This is a genomic window from Pedobacter sp. 01T416_2 (assembly GCF_056398925.1).
In genome coordinates, this window is sequence record NZ_JBFTQI010000123.1 from 1 (window position 1) to 10,053 (window position 10,053).

A 10,053-nucleotide genomic window follows, 5' to 3' on the forward strand; every position below is an offset into this window, starting at 1 on the left:
GGAAATCGCTTATTCAACTTAACGAAGAACAAAAGGTTTTAATAGAAGAGGCTGGAATCAGTTATATTTGTAACTGGACAATAGATAGACTTTGTCGCGTTTGGTTGCTGAGCACTTTAAATTCAATAGACCAGGAGAAACTTTACACAACCGTCGATCGGTTATTTCTGTCGGCAGAAATGAATGAGGCGGTGGCTTTGTATTCGGCCCTGCCGTTTTTAGCTCATCCTGAAATTTGGGTAAAACGTTGTGCTGAAGGGATTAGGAGTAATATTGGATCGGTTTTGGAAGCGATAATGGAAAACAATCCCTATCCTTCAGAAAATCTGGATGAAGCGGCTTGGAACCAATTGGTGCTGAAGGCGTTTTTTACCGAAAAAAATATTAAGCTCATCGTTGGTTTAGATAAACGGGCTAATCTGGAACTTGCATTAACTTTGATTGATTATGCAAAAGAACGTTGGGTGGCCAAACGAAAGGTAAACCCACAGCTTTGGCGCCTGGTTAGTAAATTTATCAATGCCGAGATTTTTGAGACCCTTAAAGTCGGTTTACAGCATTACGACCAAATTGAACAGCGCGCCATTGCACTTGCTATCGCACAGTCCGATTATCAGCCGGCAAAAGATTATATTAACACTTTTCCTGAACTTAAGTTGGCCTTCACAGAAGGAAGTTTAAACTGGGATTCATTTTAACCATTAGAAATTCAAAATAGAAATATATGTGTTGCAGTAGTTCAATTGAAAGAGATAAAGCATTGATGGGGGAGCCTGAGGCGTTTGATATCAGTGCGGTAAGGGGAATGAAATTCTTCGACCCACATGTTCACATGACTTCGAGAACGACCGACGATTACCAGGCGATGGCTGATGCGGGAGTTGTTGCCTTGATAGAACCCGCATTTTGGCTGGGGCAGCCACGTACCGGATTGGATAGCTTTAGAGATTATTACAGTAGCCTGATCGGGTGGGAGCGCTTTCGCTCTTCTCAATTTGGCATTAAACATTATTGCACCATTGGTCTTAACTCAAGAGAAGCCAACAACGAAAGCCTGGCAGAGCAGGTAATGGAAATATTGCCATTGTTTATCTATAAAGAAGGAGTAGTTGGCATAGGCGAAATCGGCTTTGACGATCAAACTGCAGCCGAAGAAAAATATTATAGATTACAACTTCTGCTTGCTAAAGAAGCAGGTTTACCTGTTCAGGTGCATACACCACACCGCGATAAGAAAAAAGGCACACAACGCAGTATGGATATTGCTTTGGAGCATGGCCTTGATCCTTATAGCGTAATTATCGACCATAATAACGAAGAGACGGTAAAAGAGGTTTTAGATAGAGGCTTTTGGGCTGCTTTTACCATTTATCCGTTTACTAAAATGGGTAACGAGCGCATGGTAGAAATTGTAAAACAATATGGTCCAGAACGTATTATGGTAAATTCTGCTGCTGATTGGGGCATCAGCGATCCTTTAGCCGTACCAAAAACTGCTGCTTTAATGAAAATGCGTGGTTTAAGCGATGAGGCTATTGAGCTGGTTACTTACCGCAATGCGATTACTGCATTTGCACAGAGCGGGCAGCTGGATGAAGCTGATTTTAATGCGCAAAAAAATGTAGACCTTACCGAGAAATTCGAAGGCAATACCATTTTGCGTGGTGGGCAACAGCCAAGAACAGATAAATCGTCTATCATCATTAGCTAAAGTATTGAAAAAAATAATTGTCTATCTGCGCATGACGCGCCCTGCCAATATTGTTACGTCAGTAGCCGATATTTTAGCAGGAATTGCCATTTCTGGCGTTTTAAGCAGTGGGTTTTCCATTCCATGGTTATCTATTGTATTTTTGGCTGCATCAACAGCCTGTTTATATGGAGGAGGAATCGTTTTTAATGATGTTTTTGATGCCGATCTGGATAAAATAGAACGTCCGGAGCGGGCCATTCCCAGCGGGCTGATCAGCTTAAAAAATGCAACTATTTTAGGTAGCCTGTTACTTTTGGGCGGTATTGCATTAGCTGCATTAAATAGTTTAACATCGGGATTATTGGCCCTTTTTGTAGCCGTCTTCGCTTTGCTTTATAATAAATTTGGTAAACACCATTCTTTTTTCGGCCCCTTGAATATGGGCTTATGCCGTGGATTTAACTTGCTACTCGGTTTGAGTATTGTGCCAGCAATGCTTTGCAGTCATTATTATTTGGCCCTTATTCCGGTAATTTATATTTTTTCCATCACCATGACCAGCCGTGGCGAAGTTCATGGAGGCCATGCTAAAAACTTATATTTGGCCGCCTTTCTGTATACAATCGTGATCTGCGCTATTGCTTATTTTGCTTTTGTAAACGATAGGTTGCTGTGGTCGCTGCTGTTTCTGATTCCGTTTAGCTTTATGATTTTCAGGCCACTTTTAAAAGCAATAAAGGAGCCTATCGGTAAAAATATCGGCGGGGCGGTAAAAGCTGGTGTAATTTCACTTATTTTGATGGATGCAGCTTGGGCCGTAACTTTCGATGCCTTGATTTTGGCTTTTATAATTGCAGCTTTATTGCCATTATCCATGTGGCTTTCTAAATTATTCGCCGTTACTTAACCATCAAACACACATTCTCAAATTGATATGGAACATTTACATCAATCCTTTACCGTACAATATAATTATAATGTTTTCTTTACTTCATCGCTTTTTTTGCCTGAAAATGAACTGTTGAACAGTTTTTTAGTTAACCTAAATCCGGCTGTTGCAGTAAAGAAGATCTTGTTTGTAATAGATGAAGGTGTAACAAATGCACACAAAGACCTTAACACCCAGATTAAAACATATTTTTCAAAATACCCTCAAACGCAGCTGGTTCAGGATATCCTGATCATCCCAGGGGGAGAACAGGTAAAAAACGATACCAGATATTTTGATCAGGTATTGGAAGCCATCAATGTTCATGGTATCGACAGACATTCGTTTGTTGCTGCTATTGGTGGTGGCGCTGTACTCGATATGGTGGGCTATGCGGCTACTGTTGCACACCGTGGTATCAAACACATCAGGATTCCAAGTACTGTGCTTTCGCAGAACGACTCGGGGGTTGGTGTGAAAAATGGAATTAATTATTTCAATAAAAAGAACTTTTTGGGTACTTTTTCGCCGCCGGTCGCTGTTTTTAACGACGAAGTATTTTTAAGCACGCTATCCGATCGCGATTGGCGCTCAGGTATTGCCGAAGCAATTAAAGTGGCACTGATTAAAGACCGTGAGTTTTTTGAGTGGCTGGAAGCAAATGCTGTTGCGCTTGCGCAGCGGGATATAACAGCTATGAACTACCAGATCTGGAAATGTGCAAAACTCCATATGGAGCATATCCGCAGTGCCGATCCTTTTGAAAACGGTTCGGCCCGACCCTTGGATTTTGGCCATTGGAGCGCCCATAAACTAGAATATCTGACTAATTTTGAAGTGAGGCATGGTGAAGCCGTTGCCATGGGGATAGCCTTAGATGCTGTGTATTCCAATTTATCGGGCAGGATCAGCACTGAAGATGCACAAAGGGTAATCACTTTGATTCAGCAACTTGGTTTCGAATTAACGCATCCTTTGTTACAGGTTACCGAAGGTAATAGCCCAATTTTACAAGGATTGGAAGAATTTAGAGAGCATCTTGGTGGAGAGCTGACCATCACCTTACTTACAGGCCTTGGCAGTGGAGAGGAAGTTCACGAAATTGATGCCGACATTTTAAAACGAGCTGCCGAAATTTTAAACAACCAAACAGCTATCATTCAACATTAAGCTATGAAATTAACTTCCGGACATTTAACCTTCTGTACCAACATTTATGCAGGCGAAAGCTGGATGGCACATTTTGCCGTGTTAAAAGATAGTTTTCCGGTATTAAAAGCGCAATTGTCGCCAGAGGCACCGCTGGGTATAGGTTTGCGCCTTTCCAATCTCGCCAGTATCGAATTGCTGGAAGAAAATCACCTGGAAACATTTAAGCTGTGGCTTGAGCAGGAAGGTGGATATGTTTTTACCATGAACGGATTTCCATATGGCGGTTTCCATCATACCAGGGTTAAAGATCAGGTACATGCGCCCGATTGGACGACGAGAGATCGCGTCGAATATACACTCCGTTTAGCAGAAATTCTTTCACAGTTACTCCCGGAAGGTATGGATGGAGGCATTTCGACATCGCCATTAAGCTACAAACCTTGGTTTAAGGATGCTTTGGGAAGAGAAAAAGCTACAGTTACTGCAAGCGCACATATTTTGGAAGTTGCCGGAGGCTTAGCAAAAATCTTTAAAAAAACAGATAAAATCATTCATCTCGATATCGAACCAGAACCCGATGGTTTTCTCGAATCTGGTCCCGAATTTATCAACTGGTTTGAACACGAACTTTTACCAACTGGAAAAAATTATTTTTCGGATCGATCGGGTTTAAACGCCAATGAAGCAGAAAATCTGATCAAAATGCATATCCGTTTGTGTTATGATGTTTGTCATTTCGCAATCGGTTACGAACCCCATACAGCCATTATCAATGAACTGCAGGAGAAAGGCATTCAGATTGGAAAAATCCAGATCAGTGCCGCATTGAAAGCTAAATTACCTGCATCTGTTTCGGAAAGAACAGCCGTATTGGCTCAGTTAGGCCGTTTTGACGAACCTACTTACCTCCATCAGGTAATTGCCCGAAAAAATGATGGTTCGCTGTTGCGTTATCCTGACCTTGCTGATGCACTGGCAGCGGGAGAAAATCCTGAAGTAGAAGAGTGGCGGGCACATTTTCATGTACCTATTTTTGTTGAAGATATGGGTTTGATCCAATCTACACAATCGGATATTACCGAGGTATTAAACCTGCAAAAAAATAACCCTTTTACCGCTCATTTAGAAGTAGAAACCTATACCTGGGAAGTTTTAYCAACAGCTTTAAAAGCACCTTTAAACGATTCAATTATCAGGGAACTGGCTTGGGTTAAAAATTTATTAGAAAAATAGAACATGCATAAAACCGTTGTTATCGATATCGTAGCCCTATCTGCCTCCGTCATTGGGGCGCATACGCCTTTTCTTCAGAAATATATCGCTGAGAACCATTTAACAACCATAGAGCCTTTATTGCCCGCAGTTACAACGGCTGTGCAATCGAGTTATCTTACTGGTAAATATCCTTCAGAGAATGGTATTGTGGGCAATGGATGGTACGATCACGCAGATGCAGAAATTAAATTCTGGAAACAATCTAATAAACTGGTGAATGCTGAAAAAATATGGGATCAGGCTAAAAAAGAAGATCCGAATTTTACCTGTGCCAATATGTTCTGGTGGTACAACATGTATTCAACAGCCGATTTTTCGGTAACACCACGTCCGAATTACCTTGCCGATGGTCGTAAATTACCCGACTGTTATTCACAACCTGCCGAATTACGCGACCATTTACAGGCTAAACTGGGGCAATTCCCTTTGTTTCAGTTCTGGGGACCTGGTGCAAATATTAAATCAACAAAATGGATTGCAGATGCTTCGATGGAAACTGAAAAGCTGCACAACCCTACGCTTACCTTAATTTATTTACCCCATTTAGACTATTGCCTGCAAAAGTTTGGCCCTGAGTTGGATGAAATTGGGACAGAACTGAAAGAAATCGATCAGGTGGTAGAAGAATTGGTGCGTTTTTACGAAAGTAGGGGTGCCCGCATCATTTTACTTTCCGAATATGGTATTGCGCCTGTAAATAAACCAATCCACCTTAACCGTTTGTTCAGGGAAAACGGTTTGATCCAGATCCGTGAAGAAAGAGGACTGGAATTGCTTGATCCCGGCGCTTCGAAAGCTTTTGTAGTGGCCGACCATCAGGTAGCACATGTATATATCAACGATAAAAGTGTAACCGAGCAGGTAAAAGCCCTATTGAAAAATGTACCTGATATTGAATTGGTACTCGATAAGGCAGAACAGGGGAAACACCACATTAATCACCAACGTTCTGGCGATCTGATTCTTACCGCAAAAGAAAACAGCTGGTTTACCTATTATTTCTGGCTGGATGACGCTAAAGCCCCCGATTATGCAAGGGTGGTTGATATCCATAAAAAACCAGGCTACGATCCTGTCGAAATGTTCATGACCTCTAAATTGAGGGCAGGATATAAACTTTTAAGAAAGAAAGCCGGCTTCCGTTATGTGATGGATGTAATTCCACTCGATGCTACACTGGTGAAAGGGTCGCATGGCAGCATTAATGTAGCTGATAAATTTAAACCTGTTCTGGTTACTTCAAAGGCGATGGATAAAACCCTATATGCACCGGATGTTTATCAGGTGATTTGGGATAGTTTAACCGTTTAAGTATTTTGCTTCTTAATTTCGTCATTGCGAACCGAAGAGGGACTTGTGTAGGAGTGAAGCACCTGCGAAGCAAGCTTGAATGCAGTTAAAACATTAAACTACAAACGAAAAATCTTTTTTGATAATAAATACACAATAGATTGCTTCGGCTCGCTCATATCCAGCCTCGCAATGACGCTATATTTGTTTCGGTCTGTGAGGCCACAGACCGAAGAGTTAGGATCTTAATGCTAAATACTGAGGCTTTAAGATTCCCGCCTGCGCGGGAATGACGTGTCTTGTTGAATTGAGGATAAATACTTTACAAGAGTGCCCTATCCAAGTGCACATAACCACCATCCACATGGATCAGTTGGCCTGTAGTGTGACTCGATTTATCTGATAATAAGAATACAGCCATGTTGGCAATCTCATCCACGCTGGTCATTCTGTTTTCGAAAGGGATTTTATCAGTAATATTTTTAAGTTTTTCATCACGGTCTTCAAAGGTGTTGATCCATTTCTCGTATAGCGGTGTCCAGGCTTCGGCAACAATAATGGCATTAACACGGATGCTAAAAGGCAATAATTCTACTGCCCACTCACGTGTTAAGGCATTTCGGGCACCGTTCGATGCGGCATAACCAGATGTTCCACCTTGTCCGGTTTCTGCAGTTTTGCTACCAATATTTAATATCGAACCCTTGCTCTTTTTAAGTGCAGGTAGGGCATGTTTGGCCAAAAGGTAATAATGCACCACGTTTTTATGAAGCGATTCCATGAAACCTTCATAAGTTCCATTTTCGAGGCCAACACCATCATTAACACCAGCATTGTTCACTAAGCCATCTATTCTGCCATATTTTGCCAATATCGCATCAACAATGGTTTTACAGCTTTCAGGTGCGGTGAGTTCTGTAGTAAAATAATCTGCTTTTAAACCTAAATCTATTACTTCCTGGAGCATTTTCAGGTTATCGTTTTCATTACGGCCAATAATGATGGGAAAAGCATTTTCAATAGCCAAAGTTTTAACAATTGCCGAGCCAATACCTTTTGCACCACCGCTTACCAGGATTATTTTACCTTCTAAATTTAAATTCATATTTGGTTAATATTTTTGTTTGAATTACGTCATTCCCAGATGATCGGGAATCTTAATGCTAAATAACGGGGTGCTTTAAGATTCCCGCCTGCGCGGGAATGACGGATTTATGCTAGGACTTTCATTTTAATTATCCACCCTCCATGGAATTAAAGGCTTACACCTCTTTTCCAGGGGATAAAATCATCCTGATTAAGTTGTACCGCCTTAGGAATTTCTTCACCACTGGCTACTTTAATACAGTATTCTAATATATCTTCGCCCATTTCGTTAATGGTTTTTTCGCCATTAATCACTGCTCCTGTGTCGATATCGATAATGTCGCTCATGCGTTTTGCCAGGATCGAGTTGGTAGCCACTTTAATGGTGGGGCAAACCGGATTTCCTGTTGGCGTGCCTAAACCGGTAGTGAATAAAATTAAGGTTGCTCCGGCAGCAGCTTTACCTGTGGTCGCTTCCACATCGTTCCCCGGGGTGCACACCAAGCTTAAGCCGGGTTTAGTAGCGGGTTCTGTATAATCTAAAACATCTACAACTGGAGCGGAGCCGGCTTTACGCGCAGCACCGGCCGACTTAATCGCATCGGTAATTAAACCATCTTTAATATTGCCTGGAGAAGGATTCATGTAAAAGCCAGAACCAACTTTATGTGCCAGATCATCATATTCTGTCATTAAACGGATGAATTTTTCAGCCGTTGGACGGTCCACAGATCTGTCGATCATTTCCTGCTCTACGCCACATAGCTCGGGGAACTCGGCCAGTAAAACCTTGGCGCCTAAGGCCACCAGTAAATCGGCACAATAACCAACAGCCGGATTAGCTGAAATACCACTAAAACCATCGCTACCACCGCATTTTACACCCACACACATTTTGCTTAGCGGGGCTGCTGCACGTTCTTGTTTATTAATGAACATCAATCCTTCAAAAGTACTGCGGATTGAATTTTGGATCAATTGCTCCTCGCTTTGTGCTTTTTGCTGCTCGAAAATTAAAAGTGGCTTATCAAAATCAGGATCAAGTGCAAACAGGTCGCGTTTAAAATCTTCTACCTGCAAATGTTGGCAGCCCAAACTTAAAACCGTTATACCGGCCACATTGGGGTGATTGGCATAAGCCGCCAATAATTTGCTTAATGTATCAGCATCCTGACGCGTTCCCCCACAACCTCCGTTATGAGTTAGGAATTTAATTCCATCTACATTTTTAAAGGTGCGGCGGGCTTTATCTACTTTAGGTTCAAAACTAATGTGATTAATGTCTTCTCCCTTTTCAAAGGCCTGAACCAGTTTGTGGGTGTAAGATTTATATTTGTCATCTACCGCATAACCCAACTCACTATAAAGCGATTCTTTAATAATATCCAGATTTCTGTTTTCGCAAAAAACAGTCGGGATAAACAACCAGTAGTTAGCAGTACCCACTGCACCGTTTTTACGGTGATAACCATTAAAACTGCGGTTGTTATATTTACTTACATCAGGCGCTTCCCATTTGTAATTAACATTGCGATAGGCAAATGGCTCTGCAGCATGTTTGGTGTTCTCTACATTCATCCGCATACCGACCTTTACATCAAACTGTACCTTTCCAACCAAAACGCCGTACATCATTACCTCATCGCCTGCTTTCATATCCTGCATAAAAAATTTATGCTTGGCAGGGATCTCATCAACAGTAACGTAGGTATTCCCTTCATGCACTATTTTGGTATCTTTAGGTAAATCTTGTAACGCAACCAAAACATTATCAGCATTGTTAATCTTGATGACTAATTTTTTCATTGTCAATTTTATACTTCTAAACTAATTTCTTTTTCAATGTGATTGGGTTTCCGTCCTTTCCAACCGAAGTAGAAAACCACTAAAAAGCATATAAATGGTACTAAATACCCATATTGTATGTTGTGCGTGGCATCTGAAATCAAACCTAATATCGGTGGTAAAAAGGCACCACCAACAATAGACATCACAATTAACGATGAGCCCAGTTTTGTATCTTTACCCAAACCTGCTATACCCAACGAGAATATGGTTGGGAACATGATCGACATAAAGAAAGAGACACCGATTAAAGCATAAACGGTAATCATGCCGCTTGCAAAAATAGATACGAGGGTAAGTAAAGCACTAATTAATGCATAAAGCATCAGTAGTTTGTGGGCAGCTACGTATCTCATGAAGAAAGTTCCAGCGAACCGGCCAACCATAAAAGCTAAACCTGCGGCGCCCGAATACCATGCTGCCTGATCCTGGCTGATATTTGCTGATGAGGTGACGAAACTGATAAATAAACTCAATACACAAACCTGTGCGCCTACATAAAAAAACTGCCCGATAATTGCCCAGCGCAAATGGCTATGGCCTAATACATGTCCAAAACTGCTTTTTTCTTTGGCATTTTCTTCTTCCTTAATATCAGGCAGTTTTGTGAAAATAAATAGTATAGCGACTACAATAATCAGAATCCCCAAAATTAGATAAGGCGCTTTTACTGTTGATGCCTCTTCGAGCATATAAGCCTGTTTTTCTAAAGGCAACATTTTTGCCAATTGAACATCGGTATATTTTACTTCGGTAAAAATAAATTTACCGCCAAGTATTGGCG

The 10,053-nt window shown here is 41.3% G+C and carries 9 protein-coding genes; 6 read left to right on the forward strand and 3 right to left on the reverse strand.

The window, feature by feature from the left end:
* The 6 genes from AC1DPQ_RS07520 to AC1DPQ_RS07545 all read left to right on the forward strand — a co-directional run.
* The coding region (locus AC1DPQ_RS07520) for an EboA domain-containing protein (RefSeq protein WP_477608624.1) at window positions 1-698 on the forward strand (698 nt) is incomplete at its 5' end.
* A gap of 26 nt (window positions 699-724) precedes the next feature.
* Window positions 725-1,711 carry a TatD family hydrolase gene (locus AC1DPQ_RS07525; protein WP_477584988.1) on the forward strand — a complete coding sequence of 329 codons (987 nt, stop codon included), beginning with the start codon at window positions 725-727 and terminating at the stop codon, window positions 1,709-1,711.
* Window positions 1,712-1,715: 4 nt separating this feature from the next.
* Window positions 1,716-2,600 carry a UbiA-like protein EboC gene (eboC, locus tag AC1DPQ_RS07530; protein WP_477608626.1) on the forward strand — a complete coding sequence of 295 codons (885 nt, stop codon included), beginning with the start codon at window positions 1,716-1,718 and terminating at the stop codon, window positions 2,598-2,600.
* Between the two features lie 27 nt (window positions 2,601-2,627).
* Window positions 2,628-3,791 carry a 3-dehydroquinate synthase gene (locus AC1DPQ_RS07535; RefSeq protein ID WP_477584986.1) on the forward strand — a complete coding sequence of 388 codons (1,164 nt, stop codon included), beginning with the start codon at window positions 2,628-2,630 and terminating at the stop codon, window positions 3,789-3,791.
* Between the two features lie 3 nt (window positions 3,792-3,794).
* Window positions 3,795-5,006 carry a metabolite traffic protein EboE gene (eboE, locus tag AC1DPQ_RS07540; protein WP_477608628.1) on the forward strand — a complete coding sequence of 404 codons (1,212 nt, stop codon included), beginning with the start codon at window positions 3,795-3,797 and terminating at the stop codon, window positions 5,004-5,006.
* Window positions 5,007-5,009: 3 nt separating this feature from the next.
* Complete coding sequence (locus tag AC1DPQ_RS07545; protein WP_477608630.1) at window positions 5,010-6,359, forward strand: alkaline phosphatase family protein; 1,350 nt, start codon at window positions 5,010-5,012, stop codon at window positions 6,357-6,359.
* 301 nt (window positions 6,360-6,660) lie between these two features.
* Here AC1DPQ_RS07545 and AC1DPQ_RS07550 read toward each other — a convergent pair whose 3' ends face one another.
* From AC1DPQ_RS07550 to AC1DPQ_RS07560, 3 genes are all read right to left on the reverse strand, one after another.
* Entirely contained in the window at window positions 6,661-7,443 is a 783-nt protein-coding gene (locus AC1DPQ_RS07550) for an L-fucose dehydrogenase (RefSeq protein WP_477608632.1), read from the reverse strand.
* 149 nt (window positions 7,444-7,592) lie between these two features.
* The gene (locus tag AC1DPQ_RS07555) at window positions 7,593-9,230 is read right to left on the reverse strand and encodes a UxaA family hydrolase (RefSeq protein ID WP_477608634.1); all 1,638 of its coding nucleotides are present in this window, start codon (window positions 9,228-9,230) and stop codon (window positions 7,593-7,595) included.
* An 8-nt stretch (window positions 9,231-9,238) separates the two neighbouring features.
* On the reverse strand, window positions 9,239-10,053 hold an 815-nt coding region (locus tag AC1DPQ_RS07560; RefSeq protein WP_477608636.1), incomplete at its 5' end, for an MFS transporter.

What these genes read in the sequence shown, in the direction of transcription:
- AC1DPQ_RS07525 (WP_477584988.1), top strand. Translation starts at nt 725, where the DNA reads ATGTGTTGCAGTAGTTCAATTGAAAGAGATAAAGCATTGATGGGGGAG.
- AC1DPQ_RS07535 (WP_477584986.1), top strand. Translation starts at nt 2,628, where the DNA reads ATGGAACATTTACATCAATCCTTTACCGTACAATATAATTATAATGTT.
- AC1DPQ_RS07545 (WP_477608630.1), top strand. Translation starts at nt 5,010, where the DNA reads ATGCATAAAACCGTTGTTATCGATATCGTAGCCCTATCTGCCTCCGTC.
- AC1DPQ_RS07550 (WP_477608632.1), bottom strand. Translation starts at nt 7,443, where the DNA reads ATGAATTTAAATTTAGAAGGTAAAATAATCCTGGTAAGCGGTGGTGCA.
- AC1DPQ_RS07555 (WP_477608634.1), bottom strand. Translation starts at nt 9,230, where the DNA reads ATGAAAAAATTAGTCATCAAGATTAACAATGCTGATAATGTTTTGGTT.